Source organism: Pantoea ananatis PA13, assembly GCF_000233595.1.
GTDB classification, from domain to species: domain Bacteria; phylum Pseudomonadota; class Gammaproteobacteria; order Enterobacterales; family Enterobacteriaceae; genus Pantoea; species Pantoea ananatis.
In genome coordinates this window covers 218,772-241,489 of the sequence record NC_017553.1, presented here as the reverse complement: position 1 = coordinate 241,489, position 22,718 = coordinate 218,772, and the positions used below count along the sequence as shown (strand labels likewise).

The 22,718-nt window shown below is 51.7% G+C and carries 18 protein-coding genes; 7 read left to right on the top strand and 11 right to left on the bottom strand.

Translation table 11 applies throughout. The annotated features are described in order from the left end of the window. Window positions 1-75 precede the first annotated feature (75 nt). Both PAGR_RS22580 and PAGR_RS22575 read left to right on the top strand, forming a co-directional pair. Entirely contained in the window at window positions 76-1,140 is a 1,065-nt protein-coding gene (locus PAGR_RS22580) for an SDR family oxidoreductase (protein ID WP_014598270.1), read from the top strand. A gap of 102 nt (window positions 1,141-1,242) precedes the next feature. After that, the gene (locus PAGR_RS22575) at window positions 1,243-1,896 is read left to right on the top strand and encodes an SDR family oxidoreductase (RefSeq protein WP_014604677.1); all 654 of its coding nucleotides are present in this window, start codon (window positions 1,243-1,245) and stop codon (window positions 1,894-1,896) included. Between the two features lie 53 nt (window positions 1,897-1,949). Here the strand turns inward: PAGR_RS22575 and fumA are convergent, their stop codons facing one another. Together fumA and PAGR_RS22565 are read right to left on the bottom strand one after the other, a co-directional pair. Beyond that, window positions 1,950-3,596 (bottom strand): class I fumarate hydratase FumA, encoded by a 1,647-nt coding sequence (fumA, locus tag PAGR_RS22570; RefSeq protein WP_014598272.1) that lies wholly within the window; start codon window positions 3,594-3,596, stop codon window positions 1,950-1,952. Between the two features lie 156 nt (window positions 3,597-3,752). Beyond that, window positions 3,753-5,261, bottom strand: a complete 1,509-nt coding sequence (locus PAGR_RS22565) for a DASS family sodium-coupled anion symporter (protein WP_013027951.1) — start codon at window positions 5,259-5,261, stop codon at window positions 3,753-3,755. Between the two features lie 590 nt (window positions 5,262-5,851). Between PAGR_RS22565 and PAGR_RS22560 the strand changes: the two genes are divergently transcribed. Together PAGR_RS22560 and PAGR_RS22555 are read left to right on the top strand one after the other, a co-directional pair. Next, window positions 5,852-8,629: a flavocytochrome c gene (locus PAGR_RS22560; RefSeq protein WP_014333233.1), complete on the top strand. Its 2,778-nt coding sequence runs from the start codon at window positions 5,852-5,854 to the stop codon at window positions 8,627-8,629. Between the two features lie 66 nt (window positions 8,630-8,695). Next, the gene (locus PAGR_RS22555) at window positions 8,696-9,664 is read left to right on the top strand and encodes an FAD:protein FMN transferase (protein WP_014604676.1); all 969 of its coding nucleotides are present in this window, start codon (window positions 8,696-8,698) and stop codon (window positions 9,662-9,664) included. Here PAGR_RS22555 and dcuR read toward each other — a convergent pair. Next, window positions 9,658-10,377: a two-component system response regulator DcuR gene (gene dcuR / locus PAGR_RS22550; protein ID WP_013027948.1), complete on the bottom strand. Its 720-nt coding sequence runs from the start codon at window positions 10,375-10,377 to the stop codon at window positions 9,658-9,660. The two genes, PAGR_RS22555 and dcuR, sit on opposite strands and share 7 nt — an antisense overlap. Beyond that, window positions 10,374-12,005: a sensor histidine kinase gene (locus tag PAGR_RS22545; RefSeq protein WP_425026402.1), complete on the bottom strand. Its 1,632-nt coding sequence runs from the start codon at window positions 12,003-12,005 to the stop codon at window positions 10,374-10,376. The genes dcuR and PAGR_RS22545 overlap by 4 nt, the downstream gene beginning before the upstream one ends. 268 nt (window positions 12,006-12,273) lie before the next feature. Between PAGR_RS22545 and PAGR_RS22540 the strand changes: the two genes are divergently transcribed. Then, the gene (locus PAGR_RS22540) at window positions 12,274-13,218 is read left to right on the top strand and encodes an Rpn family recombination-promoting nuclease/putative transposase (protein WP_014333229.1); all 945 of its coding nucleotides are present in this window, start codon (window positions 12,274-12,276) and stop codon (window positions 13,216-13,218) included. A 380-nt stretch (window positions 13,219-13,598) separates the two neighbouring features. Beyond that, window positions 13,599-15,248 carry a malate dehydrogenase (quinone) gene (gene mqo / locus PAGR_RS22535; RefSeq protein ID WP_014598277.1) on the top strand — a complete coding sequence of 550 codons (1,650 nt, stop codon included), beginning with the start codon at window positions 13,599-13,601 and terminating at the stop codon, window positions 15,246-15,248. Between the two features lie 79 nt (window positions 15,249-15,327). Here mqo and PAGR_RS22530 read toward each other — a convergent pair whose 3' ends face one another. The 6 genes from PAGR_RS22530 to PAGR_RS22510 all read right to left on the bottom strand — a co-directional run bounded on the left by PAGR_RS22530 (window position 15,328) and on the right by PAGR_RS22510 (window position 20,526). After that, window positions 15,328-15,615, bottom strand: coding sequence for a VF530 family protein (locus PAGR_RS22530; RefSeq protein WP_014333227.1), 288 nt, complete (start codon window positions 15,613-15,615; stop codon window positions 15,328-15,330). A gap of 220 nt (window positions 15,616-15,835) precedes the next feature. Beyond that, window positions 15,836-16,306: a DUF1203 domain-containing protein gene (locus tag PAGR_RS22525; protein ID WP_014604674.1), complete on the bottom strand. Its 471-nt coding sequence runs from the start codon at window positions 16,304-16,306 to the stop codon at window positions 15,836-15,838. A gap of 44 nt (window positions 16,307-16,350) precedes the next feature. After that, window positions 16,351-16,482: a hypothetical protein gene (locus PAGR_RS24285; RefSeq protein WP_258170274.1), complete on the bottom strand. Its 132-nt coding sequence runs from the start codon at window positions 16,480-16,482 to the stop codon at window positions 16,351-16,353. 129 nt (window positions 16,483-16,611) lie between these two features. Then, window positions 16,612-18,078, bottom strand: coding sequence for a pyridoxal phosphate-dependent decarboxylase family protein (locus PAGR_RS22520; RefSeq protein WP_014604673.1), 1,467 nt, complete (start codon window positions 18,076-18,078; stop codon window positions 16,612-16,614). 14 nt (window positions 18,079-18,092) lie between these two features. Further along, on the bottom strand, window positions 18,093-19,475 hold the full coding sequence (locus PAGR_RS22515; RefSeq protein WP_014598279.1) for a diaminobutyrate--2-oxoglutarate transaminase: 1,383 nt from the start codon (window positions 19,473-19,475) through the stop codon (window positions 18,093-18,095). Window positions 19,476-19,941: 466 nt separating this feature from the next. Next, window positions 19,942-20,526, bottom strand: a complete 585-nt coding sequence (locus tag PAGR_RS22510) for a TetR/AcrR family transcriptional regulator (protein ID WP_014604672.1) — start codon at window positions 20,524-20,526, stop codon at window positions 19,942-19,944. Between the two features lie 94 nt (window positions 20,527-20,620). On the opposite strand from PAGR_RS22510, the gene PAGR_RS22505 reads away from it, so the two are divergent. Beyond that, window positions 20,621-21,511, top strand: coding sequence for an ABC transporter six-transmembrane domain-containing protein (locus PAGR_RS22505; RefSeq protein WP_029569643.1), 891 nt, complete (start codon window positions 20,621-20,623; stop codon window positions 21,509-21,511). An 87-nt stretch (window positions 21,512-21,598) separates the two neighbouring features. Here the strand turns inward: PAGR_RS22505 and lplA are convergent, their stop codons facing one another. Next, entirely contained in the window at window positions 21,599-22,615 is a 1,017-nt protein-coding gene (lplA, locus tag PAGR_RS22500) for a lipoate--protein ligase (RefSeq protein ID WP_014604670.1), read from the bottom strand. Window positions 22,616-22,718 lie beyond the last annotated feature (103 nt).

The window sequence follows — 22,718 nt, the reverse complement described above, 5'->3', positions numbered from 1 at the left end:
GATGTGAATTATTACCCAAAATAGGAATGAAATTCTCTATTACGCTTAGCATTACGCAAAAAGAGGAGAATTAACATGCAAAAGCAGGCTTTGATTGTTGGAATCAGTGGTGTGATTGGTCGAGCGTTAGCAGAAAGGCTAAATAACGAAGGCTGGCAGGTCAGCGGGTTGTCACGGGGCCGCAGCGCGGTACCTGAGGGCTGCAGCAACCTCACCGCAGATTTAACCGATCCTGAAGCGGTAAAAACGGCATTGAAAGCGGTCAAACCTGATGCAGTGTTCTTCAGCGTCTGGGCGCGCCAGGACAGTGAAAAAGAGAATATCCGCGTCAATGGCGGCATGATCCGCAACGTTATTGAAGCGCTTGGCGAACGCCTCCAGGGCGCACATGTGGCGCTGGTGACGGGCCTTAAGCACTATCTGGGGCCATTTGAAGCTTACGGCAAAGGCGCTGTGCCGGTCACGCCTTTCCGCGAAGAGCAGGGTCGTCAGCCGGTAGACAACTTCTATTATGCCCAGGAGGATGAAGTCTTCGCTGGCGCCGAAAAATATGGCTATCGCTGGAGCGTCCACCGTCCGCATACCATCATTGGCTATGCGCTCGGAAATGCCATGAACATGGGGCAGACTCTGGCCGTTTACGCCACCTTATGTAAAGAAAAAGGCTGGCCGTTTATCTTCCCGGGTTCACCCGAGCAATGGAATGGCGTGGTGGATATGACCGACGCCGGTCTTCTGGCTGAGCAACTTGAGTGGGCGGCGACCAGCCCGGCCGCGGCAAATCAGGACTTCAACGCGGTAAACGGTGACGTTTTCCGCTGGAACTGGATGTGGCCAAAACTGGCGGCATATTTTGGTCTCGAGGCTGCCGCTTATCCGGCGAAAATGATGCCGCTTGATGGGCGCATGCAGGAGGCGGCCAGCGTATGGCAGGCGCTTGCTCAGCGTGAAAACCTGCGTGAACAGGATATCACGCGTCTGGCCTCATGGTGGCACACCGACGCGGATCTGGGGCGACCCATGGAAGCCTTCACCGACATGAGTAAAAGTCGCAAGGCGGGCTTTACTGGCTACCGGAGCACTTTGGATTCCTTCACTCAGCTTTTCAATAAGCTGAAGCATGAGAAAATCATTCCTTAATCATGTCCTGGAGCGCCCCGACGGGCGCTCATTACCGCTGCGCTCATTACCGCTGCGCTTATTGTCTATACTGATATCTGACTTTTTCAAAGGAGCAGGACGATGACGACATGTTTTATTATTGGCGCGGCGGGCAACGTTGGCTCTCATCTGACGAAACAGCTCAGCGCTAAGCAACATGCGGTTTCTGCACTGCATCGTAAATCTGAGCAGGCTGAAGCACTTAAATCCGCCGGAGCGGTTCCCGTGGCGGGGGATCTCCAGAAGCTGACCGTGGATCAACTGGCGCAGAAAATGGCCGGCCACGATGTGGTGATTTTTAGCGCTGGGGCGGGAGGCGCGGGTATTGAGCTGACCAACGCCATTGACGGCGAGGGGTTGTCCCTGGCGGTTGCCGCAGCCGAAAAGGCCGGTGTGAAGCGGTTTTTGCTGGTCTCAGTCTTCCCGGATGCCGCACGTGGCGAAAAGACATCTGAAGGTTTCGAAAATTACATGCGCGTGAAGCGACTGGCTGATGTTCGCCTGGTCGAAAGCCAACTCGACTGGGTAATTCTTCGTCCCGGTACGCTAACCAATGTGGCGGGCCGCGGCACCGTACGTGCAGATTTTGCCATTCCTTACGGGTCGGTCCCGCGTGAGGATGTGGCCGCCACGCTGGTGGCTCTGGTCGAAACACCGCAAATTTCGCGCAAAATTATTGAGCTGACCGAAGGCGACGAAAGCATAAGCGACGCCATGTTCCGTCTGCAACGATGATAAAAAAACGGCCCCTGTAACGGGGCCGTTTCATCATGTTTACCGCCGCGTGTTTATTTCACACAGCGCGAGCAGTGCTCACGTTCGATATGCTGGAAGAAGTCATTTCCTTTGTCATCCACCAGGATAAAGGCCGGGAAATTTTCGACCTCTATTTTCCAGATAGCTTCCATCCCCAGTTCGGCATACTCCACGCACTCCAGACTCTTGATACTCTGCTGCGCCAGAACAGCAGCCGGACCACCAATGCTGCCTAAGTAAAAACCGCCGTGCTTGTGGCAGGCATCGGTGACCTGCTGGCTACGGTTACCTTTTGCCAGCATGACTTTGCTGCCGCCATTTGCCTGCAGAAGATCGACATACGAATCCATGCGGCCTGCCGTCGTCGGGCCCAGTGAGCCAGATGCGTAACCCTCCGGTGTTTTGGCCGGACCCGCATAATAGACAGGGTGATCTTTAATGTACTGCGGCAAGCCTTCGCCGTTATCAATGCGTTCTTTTAGTTTGGCATGGGCAATGTCACGCGCAACGATGATGGTCCCGGTCAGGGACAAACGTGTCGAAACCGGGTATTCCGAAAGCTGGGCAAGGATGTCATTCATCGGGCGATTCAGGTCGATGTGAACCACTTCGCCTTCACCTTGCTTGCGCAGTGCTTCAGGGATATAACGCCCAGGATTGGCTTCCAGTTTTTCAATCCAGATACCCTCGCGGTTGATTTTAGCTTTGATATTGCGGTCAGCGGAGCACGAAACCCCCATGCCAACCGGGCAGGATGCGCCGTGGCGAGGCAAACGCACTACGCGGATATCATGTGCAAAATATTTGCCGCCGAACTGTGCTCCCAGCCCAAGCTGCTGCGCCGCTTCCAGTAACTCCTGCTCAAGCTGAACATCACGGAACGCCTGACCATGCTCGTTACCTTCTGTAGGTAAACCATCATAGTAGTGAGTCGATGCCAGCTTGACGGTTTTCAGCGTACTTTCGGCAGAGGTGCCGCCAATGACAAAGGCGATATGGTAGGGTGGACAAGCCGCAGTACCCAGCGTACGCATTTTATCGACCAGATAATTTTTCAGCTTGCCGGGGCTGAGCAGTGCTTTGGTTTCCTGATACAAATAGGTTTTATTGGCGGAACCGCCGCCTTTGGCGATGCAAAGGAATTTGTATTCATCACCGTCCACGCTGTAGAGGTCAATCTGCGCCGGAAGATTGGTGCCGGTGTTCACTTCTTTATACATATCCAGCGCGGCATTTTGGGAGTAACGCAGGTTATCTTCAATATAGGTATTGTAGATACCTTGCGACAGCGCGGCTTCGTCACCGCCACCGGTCCACACTCGCTGGCCTTTTTTGCCCATGATGATGGCGGTGCCGGTGTCCTGGCAGGTTGGCAAGACACCTTTAGCGGCGATCTCGGAGTTTCGTAAGAACTGCAGTGCGACGTATTTATCGTTATCGCTGGCTTCAGGGTCAGCCAGAATTGACGCAACCTGCTGCTGGTGGGCCGGGCGCAACATAAAAGACGCATCATGAAAGGCCTGCTGGGCCAGCAGCGTCAATGCCTGTGGGTCCACTTTTAATATGGACTGGCCGTCAAACTCAGCCACGGAAACGTGGTCGGGGCTAAGCAAATAGTATTCGGTGTCCTCGTGGGCAAGAGGAAAGGGGTTCTGATAAAAAAAAGGTTTGTTCGACATAGTATCTCACTTAATGACGTGCTGGCTCCGTTAACGCAGGCTGACAGGAGCAACATCAAAGGCGAATGAGTTGTTTATTATGCTTGCCAGCCATAAGCACAGGCTGGCAAGTGTTGGCATGTTATCGTATGACGCGTCGAAATGCATTTGACACAATCAGAACATCCACACCATCCAGGGGTAGGCGATGAGCATCATAGCAATCAGGAAGATAGCACCAAAGATGGTGCCCAGACGCCAGTAATCTTTCGTAGGTAAATAGCCGCTGCCGTAATAAATAGGGCTTGGGCCGGTACCGTAAGGGGTGATAATCCCCATCACACCCAGTGAAGTACACAGCATCAGGCAAAACACGGGCATGTTAATACCTGGAATGGAAGCGGCAATGGTTAACATCGCAGGCAGCAAGGCGGTCGTATGCGCGGTGGTACTGGCAAACAGGTAGTGCAGCAGGAAGAAGGCAATCAACAGCACCACAGCCGACACTTGAGGATCGTATCCCTGCAGTAACATTCCCCCTTCTTTGCCCAGCCAGGCGATAAAGCCTACGCGTGCTAAACCATCGGCCAGCGCAACCAGTGTGGCAAACCAGGCAAAGGTGTTCCAGGCGGCTTTATTGCTGGTGATGTCGTTCCAGTTAAGTACCCCGGTCCACAGCATCAGGATAATCACCAGCAGAGCGGCCATGGCCGGTTCGATCCAGGCAGTGGCAAAAATCCACATCAGTAGCGCACAGACAACAAACACCAGTAACAGGATTTCATTACGGGTCAACTTACCCAGTTTTTCCAGCTCAGCAATCGCCCAGCGAGGCACTTCATCATTCACCTTCACTTCAGGCGGATAGAACCAGTACGCCAGCAGCGGCATGGTCAGAATCAACAGCAGGCCCAGTGGCAAAAAGGCAAGGAACCACATTCCCCAGGAGATATCAAAACCAATGACGCTTTTGACCAGCGCAAGGGCGAGCAGGTTGGGGGCCAGGGCGGACAGGAACATGGAGCTGGTGATACAGGCGGCGGTGATAGCAACCCACATCAGATAAGATCCAATTTTACGCGCGCTGGGGTCATTGGGTTTTGAACCATAAAGCGGCGGCAGATTGGCAATGATGGGATAAATGGTACCGCCACTGCGGGCCGTGTTCGACGGGGTGAAAGGGGCCAGCAGCAAATCCGCGAAGGTGATGGCATAGCCGAGGGTTAAACTCCGGCGGCCCAGGTATTTCACCAGAATCAATGCCAGACGGCGGCCGAACTGGGTCTTGTCATAGCCCGCAGCGAACATGAATGCGCCAAAAATCAGCCAGACGGTTGAGTTACCGAAGCCGCTGACCGCCCATTTAAATGACTCACTCGCCACTTTAAATTTGGGGTTGGCCAGTTCTGCCGGGCTAAAGAGCAGGAACTGGCTGAACAGGGCGATGACGACGACGCCGGTCAGACCAATCACTGCGCCGGGCAAGGGTTCAAAAATCAGCCCGACGATGACGCCGACGAAGATGGCAAAGAAGTGCCATGCATAAGGTTCAAGACCCGCTGGCACGGGGACGAGTAACAACAGGACGGCGACCAAAACCGGCAAAAGGAGCATAAGTGCTTTATTTTTGCCCGCAGCTGCAGGGGCTGCTTTTGGAGGCTCTTTGACGTTTGAGAGTGTTTTCATAGTATTTTTCTACGTGTTAAGGATAATTCGAGCAGCGTCCCGGCAATTCGTCCATAGGGACTTCTTTATTCTAAATCATGAGAATAAACCGTGATGCCTTATAATTTTTTAACTTGTCCTCTGGTGCGATGGAGGCATTTATAAAAGATCATGTGGATATGATGCGATTAATTAAAAACAGAATATTGATCCAGATCAAGTAAGTTAAAATATACGATTAAATTTTTAACAACTAAATTATTAATAACCAAAAGTTAAATATTTAAACTGCAATAATAAGGGTTTTAAGCCTTGATATGGCAAGGGTAAGCAACAAAACTACGTGTTTAAGTTTTTGTTTTTATTATATTATTTTTAATTTTATAATTCTCATTGATTTTCTTTAACTATTGATTAACAATAAATATACATCACGATCCTGCTTTAATCAAATAGTAAACCTGAAATATTTAAAAGTTAAAAAACTAAAATTAAAACTTATGAAACTAAAATAATTGGTATATTAGCGTTATGACATCGGACCACTTATTTATTAATAAAAAAGCGTCCGCACAGAATTCCCGAGTTTTGAATTTTTGGAGTTAATCGCAATGAATACACTCACCCCCATTCTCAATCCCATTACGTTGCCGCGTGGCGCGGTTTTAAAAAATCGCCTGATCATGGCACCCATGACAACCTGCACCGGTTTTTATGACGGAACGGTCACCAGTGAACTGGTTGAATATTATCGTGCCCGTGCTGGCAGCATCGGAACGGTCATTGTTGAATGCTGTTTTATCGATCCAAAAGGTCCCGCGTTTCCAGGGGCTATAGCCATCGACAGCGACAACAAAATTCCGGGCCTAAAGCGAATTGCTGACGCCATCAAGCAGGAAGGTTCGACAGCGATTTTGCAGATCTATCACGGCGGCCGCATGGTTGAGCCTGAGCTGATAGGGGGAAAAACCCCTGTCGCCCCAAGCGCCATTGCCGCACCTCGTGAGGGTGCCACGACGCCGCGCGCGCTAACGGCAGAAGAAGTGGATACCATGATCACTAAATTTGGTGACGCCGTTAACCGCGCCATTAAAGCCGGATTTGATGGCGTTGAAATTCATGGCGCAAACACCTATCTGATACAGCAATTTTACTCACCCAATTCCAATCAACGCGATGACAAATGGGGCGGCAGTCGCGATAACCGTGCCCGCTTTCCGCTGGAAGTCCTCGAAATTACCCATAAAATGGCCGCGCGATTTGCACATAACGGGTTCATCATCGGCTATCGTTTTTCCCCTGAAGAACTTGAAGTCCCGGGCATCCGTTTCGATGACACCCTGTACCTACTGGAAAAGCTGGCGGCACGCGGGCTCGATTATGTCCACTTTTCTGTTGGGCAGCTTATGCGCCCCTCTATCGTTGATACCACCGATCCAACCCCGCTGATTGAGAAGTTTATTAACATGCGGTCCCCAACGCTGGCGAAAGTGCCGGTCATTGGCGTTGGCGGTGTGGTAAACAAAGAAGATGCGGAAAAAGCGCTGGAAAAAGGCTATGACCTGGTTGCGATTGGTAAAGCCTGCATCGCTTATCCCGACTGGACAGATCGCATTATCAATAATGAGCATCTTGAACTTTACATCGACAGTAACCAGCGTGAAGCGTTATTGATCCCTGAACCGCTGTGGCGTTTCTCGCTGGTTGACGCCATGATTCGCGATATGAGTGAGTCGGGACGCAAATACAAAGCCGGTGTTTATCAGGAAAAAGTTGAGGCTGAAGCGCTTAAGCTGAAGATCAACGTCACGCTGGATACCGACCGTATTACAGATATCTCGCTGGTACCGGACGACACGCTGGACGTTGACTTCACTACCACCTTCGAAAGCCTGCGTAATCGTATTCTGGTGGCTAACAGCCCACACGTTGATGCTATCACCGGCGCGACCACGCAGAGTGAGGCCCTGAAAAAAGCAGTATCGCGTGCAATGACCACTTCAAATAAAGCCCATGTGATTGAAGAGGGCGGTAATCCCAATGCACCGCAACAGTATGATGTGGTGGTCGTGGGAAGCGGCGGTGCCGGTCTTGCCGCGGCCATTCAGGCGCATGATGAAGGTGCCAAAGTGGTTGTCATTGAGAAAATGCCTACTATCGGCGGTAACACGATCAAAGCATCCGTAGGGATGAACGCCGCCGAGACGCGTTTTCAGAAACTGAAAGGTATCGAAGACAGCAAAGAACTGTTTTATGAGGAAACGCTCAAGGGCGGTAAGTACAAAAACAACCCGACCCTGCTGCGCGAGTTCGTTGATTTGGCGCCTGAAGCCATTGACTGGCTGGCCGATCACGGTATCGAACTGAATGACATAACCATCACCGGCGGCATGAGCATTGATCGTACGCACCGTCCTGCCGACCGCTCGGCCGTTGGCGGCTTCCTGATCAGTGGGTTAGTGAAAAATATCAATAACCGTAATATTGACGTCCTGCTTGAAACCGCCGTAGAGGAAATTTTGTTCGACAACGGCGCGGTCAGCGGTGTCAAAGTGGTGGATGAATACAACGACAGCCGTATTCTCAATGCGAAAAGCGTCATCGTCGCAACAGGTGGCTTCAGCGCCAACCGGGAAATGGTGGTGAAATACCGCCCTGAGCTGGATGGCTTTGTCACCACCAACCATAAAGGGGCCACTGGCGCAGGCATTGCGATGCTGCAAAAAATTGGTGCGGATACCGTGGATATGGGCGAGATTCAGATTCACCCAACGGTTGAGCAAACCACATCCTATCTGGTGTCAGAGTCTATTCGTGGCGGTGGGGCCATTCTGGTCAGCCAGGCGGGACAGCGCTTCTGTAATGAGATGGAAACCCGCGATAAAGTTTCTGCGCAGATTATTGCACTGCCGGAGAAAAGCGCCTGGATTGTCTTCGATGAGCAGGTTCGTATGAATAACAAAGCGGCCGATGAGTATATTGCCAAAGGATTTGTTATCAGCGCGCCAACCGTAGGCGAGCTGGCGGTGAAACTGAATATGGAACACCGGACGCTGGAAGAAACGCTGCATCGCTATAACGGCTTTGTGATACAGCAGAAAGACGCGGACTTCGATCGTCAGACCGCGCTGCGTCATCCGTTGAACGAGGGCCCTTTCCATGCGATCCGCATCGCGCCCGGTGTTCACCACACAATGGGTGGCGTCACCATTGATACCACCACAGCCGTGCTCGACAGCCATAAACAGCCAATCCACGGTGCCTGGGCGTGCGGTGAAGTTGTCGGCGGGATCCACGGTGCAAACCGTATCGGTGGTAACGCGGTTGCGGACATCATCATCTTTGGTATTCTGGCAGGTGCCAACGCTGCGGCGTTAGCCAAACGCTAGTCGTCACCGCCGGCATCTGCCCGCATGCAGGTGCCGGTTTTATTCCCTCCCAGAGCGGTGTCGCCTATGCAAACCGAGTCGCAAGTCTGTGCTTATTCCGCCGTCCTGATGGGATCGCCCATTCTGCTTAAGCTATTCGAGCACGACGAAAAGCTTGCGGCACAGGCTTTCAGATTAATCAAACAGTACGAAAATCTGCTGACGGTTAACCGGACGCACTCCGAAGTGATGGCGATTAACCATGCTGCCGGTCAGCATCCCGTGAGCGTCAGTCAACCCGTCTTTGATTTAATTCAGCGCGCACTTAACGTCAGTCTGTTACCAGACAGCAGTTTTAATCTCACGATTGGCCCGCTGGTGAAATGCTGGAAAATTGGCTTTCAGGGTGACTGCGTTCCTGCGCGGGAGACAATACTGGCAACGTTGCCCTTAACCTGTCCTGAAAATGTCCAGCTTGATGCGGACACGCGTTCGGTGTTTCTGAACAAAACGGGGATGGAAATTGATCTGGGTGCCATCGCCAAAGGCTACATTGCCGATCGGGTGCAGGCTTTTTTGCAGCAGCAGGGCGTCGATAGCGCGTTGATTAACCTTGGCGGCAACGTGCAAACGTTAGGCGCACCTCGTGATGCGCCGCAGCAGGGATGGGCAATCGGTCTGAAAACCCCTTTTGCGGCCCAGGATGCCCTGATTGGTGTCATTCATGTTGTGAACAAATCCGTGGTGACGTCCGGGATCTACGAACGTTACTTCGAACAGGATGGCGTCTGTTATCACCATATTCTTGACAGACATACCGGCTATCCGCTGGATAATGAGCTGTATAGCGTGACCATTATTTCCGATCAGTCGATCGACGGTGATATTTATACCACGCTGATTTATGGCATGGGCGCTGAGAAGGGCATTGCGTATCTGAAAAGCCATCCTGATATTGAGGCTGTCTTCGTGACGCGCGACAAGCAGGTCATTTGCTCGTCACAACGTCACTTTCACTTCACCTTACTGGATAATTGCTTTCAGCTCCGTCATTGACAGTACTGGCGTAAAAGCGTGTGGTACTCCGGCTGCAGACGATAGCGATACACCGGACGTCCCGTGACGCCGTAGTGAATACTGGTAAACAAAATATTGCTCTGCGCCAGCCAAATCAGGTATTTACGGCACGATACGCGAGAAATATTCACCTCAGTGGCCAGCTCATCGGTAGAAAACTCGGTACCGGGGTGCGCATCAATCCACAAACACAGCGTACGTAATGTCTGCGGCGTCAGCCCTTTTGGCAGGCGTTTTGTCTCGCTGGCATTGGCCTGATTACCATGCAGCAGTTGATCCACATCGGCCTGCTGATAAAACTGATGATTATCCATCAGCCGTTTTTTCTGACGCCATCCGGTCAGCGCCTCTTCAAAGCGGGAAAACTGAAAGGGTTTTATCAGATAATCCACAACGCCGTAGTTCAGCGACGTTTTAATGGTCGCCGCATCGGCAGCGGATGAGATGATAATGACGTCAACCGGACGCCCCGCACTGCGCAGCTCTGGCAACAGGTCCAGTCCGTTTTCCTGCTGCATATAGATATCCAGCAAAATAAGATCAACGGGCGGATCTGTCTGCAACAGGCGCTCTTTGGCTTGCTGTAAGGTGGACGCGGTACCACAGCAGGTAAAACCGTCAATCTGCCCGATATAGCATCGGTTCAGTTCGGCCACCATGGCATCATCGTCTACGACTAACACATTGATCATTCGCTAATATTCCCTCTTTCCCACGGAAGCTGAACCAGAAACTGAGTATAAACGCCCGGTTCTGATTCCACGCTGACGTTACCGCCCAGACTTTCCGTTTGTTGCTTGAGTAAAAACAGTCCAACGCCACGATCTTCACCTTTGGTAGAGACGCCGCGTTCGAAAATGGCGGCGAGCTGATCGGCAGGAATACCGGGGCCATCGTCACTGACCTCGCACGACAGCCAGCCGTTTTGATAATGCAGCATGACATGGATTTCCCCTTCCATTTCCGGATCGAGCGCTTCCAGTGCGTTTTCAATCAGATTGCCCAGTACCGTGATAAGTGCTGCGATTTGCTGTTCACTGCCGTTGTCGGGCAGATAGCTGGCTTCGCTCAGGATCAGCTGGTGGCCTTCATCTGTTACGCGGTTAATTTTGCTCAACAGGAAGCCTGCAATAACAGGCGACTTAATCTTCTGTAGCAGCGAACCTATTTCCGTTTGATAGTTATTGGCCGTTTTAAGGATGTACTCTTCCATCTGCGCATAGTTTTTCATGTGCAGCAGACCAAGAATCACATGCAGCTTGTTCATGAATTCATGGGATCGCTCCCGCAGTGCATCGACATAGTTTACCATGCCGTCGAGACGCTGCATTAGCTGGCTGATTTCTGTTTTATCCCTGAATGTGCTCACTGCCCCAATAATACTGTCACGACTGCGCACCGGCACGGTGTTACTGATCAGTATTTTGCCGCGTACGTTCAGCTCTTCGTCATAAGAGGCTTTGCCTTCGTGCAATGCATCGCGTAAATGCGTCAGCATCTGTGCATTTTCCGGCACGCGGTCACCGCTCAGAAACGCTTCGCGGGTGGTTTCTTTTAACAGCTGCTGCGCAGCCTGATTAATCAGGCTGACGCGGGATTGATCGTCAACCGCAATCACACCTTCTTTAATCGAATCGAGAATAGCCTGACGCTCTTCAAACAAGCTGGAAATCTCATACGGCTCTAATCCCAGTAAGATGTGCTTTAAGCGTTTCACTAAGATTAATATGCCGAGCATGCCAACCAGCCCGCCAAACAGCACGGTCCAGAGAATATTCCAGCGGCTTTTCGCAATTTGCGCCGCGACGTCATTCACCGAGATCCCAATTGCCACCACGCCAATTTGCTGATGCGCCTGATTGAAAACGGGCGTAAATACCCTGAGCGCCTCAACCAGTACGCCATGATTCACCGCGACATTCTCCCTGCCGCGTAACGCCGGTTCAATATCGTTCCCGACAAAGTGCTGATTAACCACTTCAGGGTTCGGGTGAGAGAAGCGAATACCGCGCATGTCGGTGACGACGACAAACAGCAAATCGTTACGTTTTCGCGTTGCCTGCGCGATCGGCTGAATGATGGTGCTTCCGTCTGGCCGCGTCAGGGCCTGCTGAATCTCCGGGCTGTCGGCCAGAGTGCGCGCCACCGCCATCGCTTTATCTTTCAAATGCGAACGGGTGAAGTTATCGATCTGGATGTAATAAAGCAGATGGACGCTTAATATTACGGTCATCAGCACGGCCGCCATCATCAATGACGACAGGGTGCTGAGCTTCATTGGGCGCTTCTTTAACGATCGTTGTGGCCGGTAGTCATTCATAGTCAGCATCAGATGTGTTGAGGTACGCGTTGCAACATACGCGAAGTCGTCGCACCAGTACAGTTTGCGCCTGAAATCCAGTAAATTAAGCAGGTTAGCGTGCTTTTAACCGTGGATATCTGGCATGATGACGGACAACGCCTGTAAATCATACTGACAGCATGGCAGGTAAATCAGAGAGTGCTGGACAAAATGTATGTGTGAATCGACATATTCGTTTTCGCGCCGGTGAGCATTACGCCAGGTTGCGCTTGCAGAGTCAGGACAGATGAAGAAAAAAAACAGTACACCCACGCCTCACGATGCCACCTTCCGCCAGTTTCTTACGCAGCCAGAGATTGCGCGTGATTTTATGGAATTGCACCTGCCTGCGGAATTACGGGCCGTGTGCGATCTCAGCACGTTAAAACTCGAATCCGGATCTTTCGTTGAAGATGATCTTCGCCAATATTTCAGCGACGTGTTGTACAGCCTGAAAACCGCACAAGGCGATGACGGCTATGTTCACGTCCTGATTGAACATCAGTCCTCACCGGATAAGCACATGGCATTCAGGCTGCTGCGTTATGCCGTGGCGGCGATGCAGCGCCACCTTGAAGCCGGCCATAAAAAATTGCCGCTGGTCATCCCTGTCTTGTTCTATACCGGGAAACGTCGTCCTTATCCTTATTCCACGCGCTGGCTGGATGAATTTACCGATCCTGCGCTGGCCAACCGGCTCTATAGCACGGCTTTTCCGCTGGTGGATGTCACGATTATTCCTGACGAGGAGATTGCAGAGCACCGCAGTATGGCCGCGTTAACCCTGCTTCAGAAACATATCCACCAGCGCGATTTAGCGGAGTTGGTTGATAAGCTTGTCCCGGTCTTACTGGCGGGCTATCTTTCTTCATCACAGGTCGTATCGCTGATACACTATATCGTGCAGGCGGGAGAAACCGCCGACGCCGAAGCATTGGTAAGAGAACTGGCACATCGCGTGCCGCAACACGGAGATGTACTGATGACCATTGCGCAGCAGCTCGAACAAAAAGGCATGGAAAAAGGCATGGAAAAAGGCATCCAACTGGGTCGCGAAGAAGGCCGCTCAGAGGGAGAGCGCGAAGCGACGCTGAAAATCGCCCGCACTATGCTTCAAAGCGGTCTTGACCGTGAGACGGTTATGAAGATGACCGGTCTGAGTGAAGACGAACTGGCGCTGATTCGCCACTAATCCATGTCCCTGAAGGCGTATCGTTCAGGGACATCAGGTTGCGTGTACTGCCCATACTTATTCGTCAACCGCCTCATCCTGTTCCGTGCATGTTAATGCACGTTTGTCGCAGTAAATAACCCCACTTTCCGGTCAGGCGCCGCCATTTCCGTTTATTCGTCGCACAGAGAATATTTGTGTTAGGGCATTGTATATTTCGAAACGCCCCTTTATTGTGTGGTTAAAATATATCGATAACAAAGTTAATCTTTTGTAACTAAATTAACTGCAAAACCCTGTCTTTTAATTTTTTAACTATTTTCATATTAACTACGAAATAACAATATTTTAAAGTTTCGGAACTTTTTTTAACTAGTTCTCCACGAAATCGTAGATCCCTAATGATTAAATCAACTAAATTTGTACCTGCACTGTCGCTTGCAGCGTTACTCGTTTCTTCAGTGACCCACGCTGAAAATTCACCAGAAAAAACAGATGTTCTGCTGATTGGCGGCGGTATCATGAGCGCCTCTCTGGGCACCCTGCTGGAAGAGCTGCAACCGGGCTGGAAACAGATCATGGTTGAGAAACTTGATGGCGTAGCGCTGGAATCCTCTAACGGCTGGAACAACGCCGGTACCGGCCACTCAGCCAACATGGAACTGAACTACACGCCAGAGCGTGCAGACGGTTCTATTGACGTGACCAAAGCGCTGGAAATCAACGAAGCCTTCATGATTTCTCGTCAGTTCTGGAGCTCTCAGGTTAAAGACGGCGTGTTAAATAATCCGCGTTCGTTCATTAACTCAACGCCGCACATGAGCTTTGTCTGGGGCGATAACGTTGATTATCTGACGAAACGCTATGCCGCACTGCAGAAAACTGTGCTGTTCCAGGGCATGAAGTTCTCAACCGATCACAAGCAGATCGCGCAGTGGGCGCCGCTGGTTATGGAAGGTCGCGATCCACAACAAAAAGTGGCTGCTACCTGGACGCCAGTAGGAACCGACGTTAACTATGGTGAAATCACCCGTCAGTTAATTGGCAGCCTGAAGAAGAACGATAATTTCCGCCTGGAAACCTCTTCGGAAGTGACCGATTTTAAACGTAACAGTGATAATTCCTGGCACGTTACCATTAAAGACGCCAAAAATGGCGGCGAACGTACCGTAGACGCGAAATACGTCTTTATCGGTGCAGGTGGCGGTGCGCTTAAACTGCTGCAAAAAACCGGTATTCCGGAAGCCGACAATTACGCAGGTTTCCCGGTAGGGGGATCCTTCCTGGTGACAGAGAATAGCGCGATTGCCGATCGCCATCTGGCAAAAGTGTATGGTCAGGCTTCCGTGGGTGCGCCACCGATGTCGGTTCCGCATCTGGATACCCGTTACCTTGATGGTAAGCGTGTCGTGCTGTTTGGACCTTTCGCAACGTTCTCAACCAAGTTCCTGAAAAATGGTTCGTTGTTTGATTTACTGAGCACAACGACCACCCACAACTTTATGCCGATGACCCACGTAGGCATGGATAACTTTGACCTGGTCAAATACCTGATCGGTCAGGTTATGTTGAGCGATGATGACCGTTTTGCCGCGCTGAAAGAGTACTATCCTGAAGCGAAGAAAGAAGACTGGAAACTGATTCAGGCCGGTCAGCGCGTGCAGATCATCAAAAAGGATGCGGATAAAGGCGGCGTGCTGAAACTGGGTACGGAAATTGTGACCGATCAGCAGAAAACCGTTGCCGCATTGCTGGGTGCATCGCCTGGCGCATCCACGGCTGCACCTATCGCAATCAATGTGATGCAGAAACTGTTCCCTGAACAATTCAAGTCAGCAGAATGGCAGGAAAAAATCCGTAAAATCGTTCCTGCTTACGGCCAGAAACTGAACGACAACCCTGCGCTCACACAGCAGGTCTGGGATGAAACGGCAGCAACGCTGCAGCTGACCAAGCCGCCGGTTATTCAGATGGGCAATCAGCCAACTGAAGCGCCCGCTGCTAACAGCGAAAAAGCCCCAGCCTCGGCGAAGCACGATATGGCGCTGTAATACGGTCATCTGAACGAAACTAAGCCCGCGCCATCCGTGACGCGGGCTTTTTTTTGTTTAGAAGGGCGTTAACACGTTTTCAGGTTTTATCTTCGCGCCAGTTAGCCCAGGGATCATCACTGGCTGGGGGCGCAGAATCCGGCTGAGATTCACTCAGCGAAGCCAGATAGAGCGCTTCCACTTCTGCCCGCGCCCACGGCGTACGGCGTAAAAACTTCAGGCTGGACTTCACGCTGGGGTCGTTTTTAAAACAGTTAATATTGATGCGCTTACTCAGTTCAGGCCAGCCATACTGTGCGACAAGGCTGTTGACCTGCATTTCAAGCGTAACGCCATGCAGGGGATCTTTAGAGGCGTGAACGGTCATAGTCTTTCCGATAAATGCGGTAAAAAACCGATCCTGCAGTATGGTGCCTCAGGGTGCAAGCGCTGACTGAACATATTCGCTGTCTGTTCTGAAAATCTGCTGCACGCATTCCTGGGCTATCTGAGCGCGCTGTATCATTTCACTCTCTGCGCCTCACCGACTTCGGGAACAAAACAGACGAAGCGCACCTTTCGCCTTCCCCCGGTCACTGCCGGGCCCGTTAGTCACAACGATCTACCCGGCAGGAATAACATCCTTGCCTGGCGTTATGGACCTGGATATAGCGCACCGTCGGGTGGCTAAAAAAGTGCGTTATCATTTCGTCTGCTGCTTTTCCTTCACAGACGTCTGCCTGGATAAGTAAATCTTGCGCATCAAAGCCCCGTGACGAAAGAAGCCGGTGCGTCATGACCGGGGGTAATGCATTAATGTAAATGCCCTGTTGGGTACAGTGCTCCCAGAGGTAGATCGCATGAGAACCATAATAAGGCGTTTGGGCCGGTTGATAGAGATGATTAATCAGCAGCGCGGTTTCACCCGCCGGGATATCACGCAGTGAAATTCTGTCGGGATAGCCAGGAGCGTTTTCTACTTTCAGTCTCATTACGCCATGTTGTTTTAAATAGCGCTCGTTCTGTCCGTAAAGGTGAGTGAAAGCATCGGCTTTCAGGCCTGAGATTTGATAGGTCATTGTGATCCTCCGGTTATCAACAGAAGGACGATAACGTTTCTGCGTCAGCCGTTCTCGCTGTTTTCGGCCACGGAGATGATCACGCCAGTGGTGCGCGATATCCCATAGGTGCTGCGCTTTTTCTTCGCCTTAAAGAGATCTGCAAACGGCAAGTCCATCAACGCCGTGACGTCCAAACAGATGATAACCTGTTGATTAAAGGGGCAGGGAGGCATTCAGAGGGAGGGTGCAGCGGACTTATGCGCCAGCAGCATGGGAAATAAAAGCGCTATGCCGGTGACACTGTCACCGGCATGATGAAGCACTTAGCGTAATGACTGGGCTGTTTTCTCAAGCAGTGCCAGCAGGACGGTAATATCTTCCAGCGTCACGGTTGGATTTAACAACGTCATTTTCAGACAGGTAACGCCGTTATGCTCGGTCACGCCAACGTTGGCGCGACCTGATTCCAGCAGAGCATCGCCAATACGCTGATTGAACAGCGCAACGTCGGCATCGCTCCACTCCGCCATCTGTTGTGGACGATAACGGAACAGGACGCTCGCCAGTTGAGGTTTCATAACCAGTTCCAAGGCGTCGTGCTGCTCAACAAACTGCGCCACCTGCTGAGCCAGCGTTACGCCATGGTCGATAATGGCGGCGTACTGCTTCTGACCGAGGGCTTCCAGCCCCATCCACAGTTTCAGCGCATCAAAACGACGGGTGGTCTGCAACGATTTCGAAACCAGATTCGGCACGCCCTGTGCTTCATCAAACTCAGAGTTCAGGTATGCCGCCTGATAGCGCATCAGCTCATAGTGACGGGCTTCTTTTAACAGAAAAGCACCGCAGCTTATGGTCTGGAAAAACTGTTTGTGGAAGTCCAGCGTAACGGAATCCACCAGGTCCAGCCCGTCCAGATAATGACGATACTTCTCTGACAGCAGCAATGCACCGCCCCAGGCCGCGTCAACGTGCACCCAGATTTTCTGCTCTGCGGCCAGTTTGACGATATCACGCAGCGGATCGATAGCACCGGCGTCGGTGGTGCCTGCTGTCGCGACAATGGCCAGCACCTGTTCATTATTGGCTTTCGCCTGTGCCAGTTTGTCAGCCAGATCGGTCATGTCCATGCGTGCAAACTCATCGCATTTCACTAACGTCACGGACTGGTAGCCCAGGCCGAGGAGCGCCATGTTCTTCTGCACGGAGAAGTGGGCATTCTCTGAACAAAAGACTTTGATCTTTCTGAGATCGCCGATCAGCCCGTCCTGCTGAACAGAATGGCCCTGACGGGCAAAGAAGGCATCACGCGCCAGCATCAGCCCCATCAGATTGCTCTGGGTGCCGCCGCTGGTGAACACGCCGGCATCGCCTGCCTGATAACCCACCTGTGAACGCAGCCATTCAATCAGCTTCATTTCAATCAGGGTGGCAGAAGGCGCCTGATCCCAGGAATCCATACTCTGGTTCGTCGCGTTAATCAGCACCTCGGCAGCCTGGCTAATGACCAGACTCGGGCAGTGCAAATGCGCCACACACTGTGGGTGATGGACCGACAGACTGTCTTTCAGGAAATACTCAATCGCGCGCTCAATGGCGGCCTGGTTGCCCAGGCCCTCGGGATTAAAGTCCAGTTGGATACGTTCGCGCAGTTCAGCAACTGTTTTACCCTGATACATTTCAGGCTGTTCCAGCCACTTAACCACTGCCGCACTGCTTTGTGCGATAGCCTGCTGGTAAGCCTCAGTGCTTTGCACTGAGGACGCCAGAATCGGATTTGACCGTGACATCGAATTTACTCCACTCAAACTGCTTCGACGCCAGCGGCAAGCAGGGCGCTTTCGAACTTATCCAGGAAAACCTGCATTTCGTCATGATTGATCAACAGGGAAGGCAGCAGACGCAATACGCAACCGTGACGTCCCCCGCGCTCAAGGATCAGACCGTTTTCAAAGCATTTCTTCTGAACCAGAGCCGATAAATCGCCATCGGCCGGGTAGCAACCCATATGATCCTGCGCTTCGTTCGGCTTGACCATTTCAATACCGATCATCAGGCCAAGACCGCGAACGTTACCGATGGCAGGATAACGTTTCTGCAGTTCGGCAAGTTTGCCTTTCAGCCACTCACCTTTTTCAGCGACGCTGCCAGCGATGTTGTTTTCTTTCAGCAGCTTCAGCGTGGTCAGGCCGGTTGCCATGGCCAGCTGGTTGCCACGGAATGTCCCGGTGTGGTGGCCAGGTGACCAGGCATCAAACTGCTTTTTGATCCCCAGCACGGCAAGCGGCAAACCGCCGCCGACGGCTTTTGACATTACAATGATATCGGGCTCAATACCGGCATGCTCGAACGCAAAGAATTTACCGGTGCGGGCAAAACCTGCCTGAACTTCATCCAGAATCAGCAGAATACCGTGTTCCTGGGTGACTTTACGGATGCGCTGCAGCCATTCAGCCGGGGCAGGGTTCACGCCGCCTTCACCCTGAACTGCTTCGAGGATCACGGCCGCAGGTTTGCGCACACCACTTTCAACGTCGTTGATCAGGTTTTCGAAGTAGTAGGTCAGCGCTTTTACGCCCGCGTCACCACCAATGCCCAGCGGGCAACGGTACAGGTGCGGATAAGGCATAAACTGCACTTCAGGCATCATGCCGTTAACGGCTTCTTTCGGTGACAGGTTACCGGTGACAGAAAGCGCACCGTGCGTCATGCCGTGATAACCCCCTGAGAAGCTGATCACCCCTGAACGGCCAGTATGTTTCTTCGCCAGCTTGATAGCGGCTTCAACGGCATCCGCGCCGGAAGGACCGGTGAATTGCAGGCAGTATTCTTTGCCCTGACCCGGTAACAGGGAGAGCAGGTATTCTGAAAACGCATCTTTGAGTGGCGTGGTCAGATCCAGAGTATGTAACGGCAAGCCGCTGGTAATGACATTTTGGATGCTTTGCAGTACGTCAGGGTGATTATGACCTAACGCAAGCGTTCCGGCACCGGCAAGACAGTCAAGATACTGTTTGTTCTCGACGTCTGTGATCCAGACACCATTAGCTTTCGCAATCGCTAATGGTAATTTACGCGGATAACTTCGAACATTTGATTCAAACTCGGCCTGGCGGGCCAGATAAGACTCATTGTTACCGTTTAATGTATTCGCATTCAAACTATCAATACGGACTTTATCCGTCATCATATCTCTCCTACAACCGGGCGTGGCATCACGCTGCAGTTGGATAAGTGAATAAAATTTAGAGCTAGTGTTAAAAACGCGGCCAATATATTGGTTTTTATCACAGGACTCAATGATTAATTTTATGAGGATTTGTTAATGTATTTACTTTATAAACCAGCGACTTAGACCCAAATTAACGGTCAGGGCAGCCACTTTTATCAAAACCTGTAAACAATAAAGCGCCAAAAAACACCTGCTTATCGCATTTCAGCATCAGTCTGGGCGAGAAAAATAAAGTGTGTTAGCAAGCATTTCTGCGCGAATAAGCGATAAAATTTGAGATTAATCAAGCCACAAAATGTAAAACGCGCGCCATTTGAATGACACATTTAAACCGTACTGCACATCATTCGTATAACTTCTATTTAACATTTAATTAATGGCAATAAAGATGAAAACGGCGCTTTACTGACTTCCCGCTCCGTTAACGCATAAATTGCACAAAGTGGTGAATGTCGGCCAACGCCTGCTCAATTCGCGAGGGTGAAGACGTAATACTCAGCAGATCGGCGTAGCCGTTGAGTAAGGCGTTAAGCTGGCGTGCGCTGCGTGCCACATCATCCGTATGCAAGCACCCTTGTTCAACGCCCGCGCGAATAATCTTGCAGAGCAACGCATCCCAACCGGCGATAATCTTGTCGGCCAGTTCAGCGTAATCGGCATTATGGCTGACCATTTGCCAGAAGGAAGCATAAAGCCGCCAGACTGAATCTGATGTGTCAGGAATGTGGCCTTCAATCATAGAGTGTAGTTGCTGCACAGGATCCAGCGCGGCCAGCTCAAGGGTGAAATCATCCAACTCGCGCTGCATATAGTGCTCCAGCGCAGTCAGGGTGAGCGTGTGCCAGTCAGGAAAGTAGTGATAAATATGGCTGCGTGAAATACCCAGCGATTCCGTTAAGTCACGTGTCGTGGTTTTTTCAATTCCCTTCTCGATAAACAGCGCGATGGCGCCCGCAATAATCGTCTCTTTGCGTGTTTCTCCAGACGTTGCCGTTGATGCTTTCATTGTGACTCCTGGATTGACTTTGAGCAATCGCTCAAATACGATGCGCTGGCTATTGAGCGACCGCTCAATTTTAACCGTTTACCAAAAGAAAATCATGTGTTCTCACAAAACAATAACGCCGGAGACGGCGCCGCAAAATGCCATTGCCACCCTCAAGATGCTGGGACGTCGTCACAGTAAAAAGCTCTTTCTTACCCTGCTGTTAGTGGTGGCGGAAAACGTTACCTACCTGCTTTATCCGCTGTTAGCCGGGTTCGCCATTAACGCCATTGTCACCGGGCAGGCGCTTCATGCTGTGCTTTATGCGGTCATGGTCTTTGCAATGTGGGCAATAGGCGCCGCAAGACGCAGCGTTGATACCCGCACCTTCGCCCGTATTTATGCCGAACTGGCCGTGCCGGTTATCGTGGCACAACGTCACGAGAAGCAAAATGCTTCCACTATCGCCGCTCGCGTGACATTGTCACGTGAGTTTGTCGATTTTTTTGAGCTGCATCTGCCAACGCTGATCACCTCTCTGGCATCGATTAGCGGCGCAGCCATTATGCTTCTGGTAATTGAGTTCTGGACGGGCGTGGGCTGTCTGATCATTTTGTTGATACTTGCCTGCTTTCTGCCGGGCTTCTCGCGCAAGAACGAAGCGCTGTTTGGCCGTCTGAATAACCGGCTTGAAAAAGAGGTTAGCCTGGTCACCGTTGCCCAGGCACCCGCTCTGGCGAAACACTACGGCGTACTGGCGCGATTACGCATAGGGCTATCCGATCGCGAGGCGTTAGGTTTTATAACGATAGGTACAGCAGCGGCGCTGCTGTTTGCCTTTACCATCCTGTCCATGACCCGTAAAGGGATGGGTGACGCAGGGCACATCTATTCGGTCATGACCTATCTGTGGATGTTTGCCATGAGCCTGGATGACGGACCGCGATTGCTTGAAAAATATTCGCAACTGAAAGATATCGGCAAACGCGTCAATACGGGAAGCTAAGTTGAACCTGGGCAGCCGCAGGCAATCGTCTGACGCGGCCCATTTCTGCTGCTGAGCCGGGAAAACGCTACCTCGCTCACCGGACTGTCAGCGGAGACTTGTCACCAGCCATTGTGCAAGCTCATCCAGTTCGTGCTGCTGCAGCGGATAGTCCGTTTTCAACGTTTCTACATGCTGAGCCATAACGTCAGGCTGATAGGCTGCACCCTGTAAGCGGGAGGCCAGCACCTCCAGTGGCGCAGGGTTCAGGCTGTCGCTAAATATCTGACAGCGGCTAATGGCGCCCCGTTCAACATCAAAATGTATCTCCACGCCGCCCCATACAAAGCGATGATCCAGAAGATGCGAAAAGTCTGGCGCCTGGCCAAAATTCCACGCCCAACTGCTTTGACGGGCAAACTGTTGTTCAAAGCCCGGCAGATCCGGCAGGTTATCAGGAGAAATAACATCGGGTTCACAGCGAGTGGCAAAGTGTTCAAAACAGGCTTCCGTGATGGCATGGCAAAGGCGTTCGTAGCTGATATTGGGCACCAGCGTTTGCAGGTTTGTCACGCGTGCTCGCACGGAGGCGATGCCTTTCGCCTGTAACTTTTTCACGTCGGGATTAAGATAATCAGCCAGGCGCGACAGATCGGCATTAATTAGAACTGTGCCGTGATGAAAGCCACGGTCGGGCGTTTCGCGATAAGCAGAGCCGGATATTTTGCGCACGCCGTCACCGGTGTCGATCACCAGATCGTTTCGTCCTGAAGCCTGCGCATTGACGCCCAGCGTTGCCAGTGCCTGCAGGATGATAGCGGTTGAGACACTTTTATCGTAACCTGGCTTGCCCGCCATAAAGGTAAAGCAGCAGTTGCCCAGATCGTGAAACACGGCGCCGCCTCCACTGCTGCGTCGCGCCAGCTTAATACCGTCCTCTGCCATACGACGTGTATTGCACTCTTTCCACGGGTTCTGCGCCCGACCAATGACCACCGTTTCCGCATTACGCCACAAAAACAGTACGCGCTGGTTAGCCGGCATCTGGCGAAAAATACACTCTTCTACCGCCAGGTTAAACCAGGGATCGTTCGATTCTGATAACAGTAAACGTAATGGGGGCATGATCAACTCCGTTTGCTTGAGAACGTGTGCCGCTGCAGCAGGGCAGAATGGCAGTTTACTTCACTCCGCTTCAAAGACCACGATCGCCCTCCATAGCCTGAAA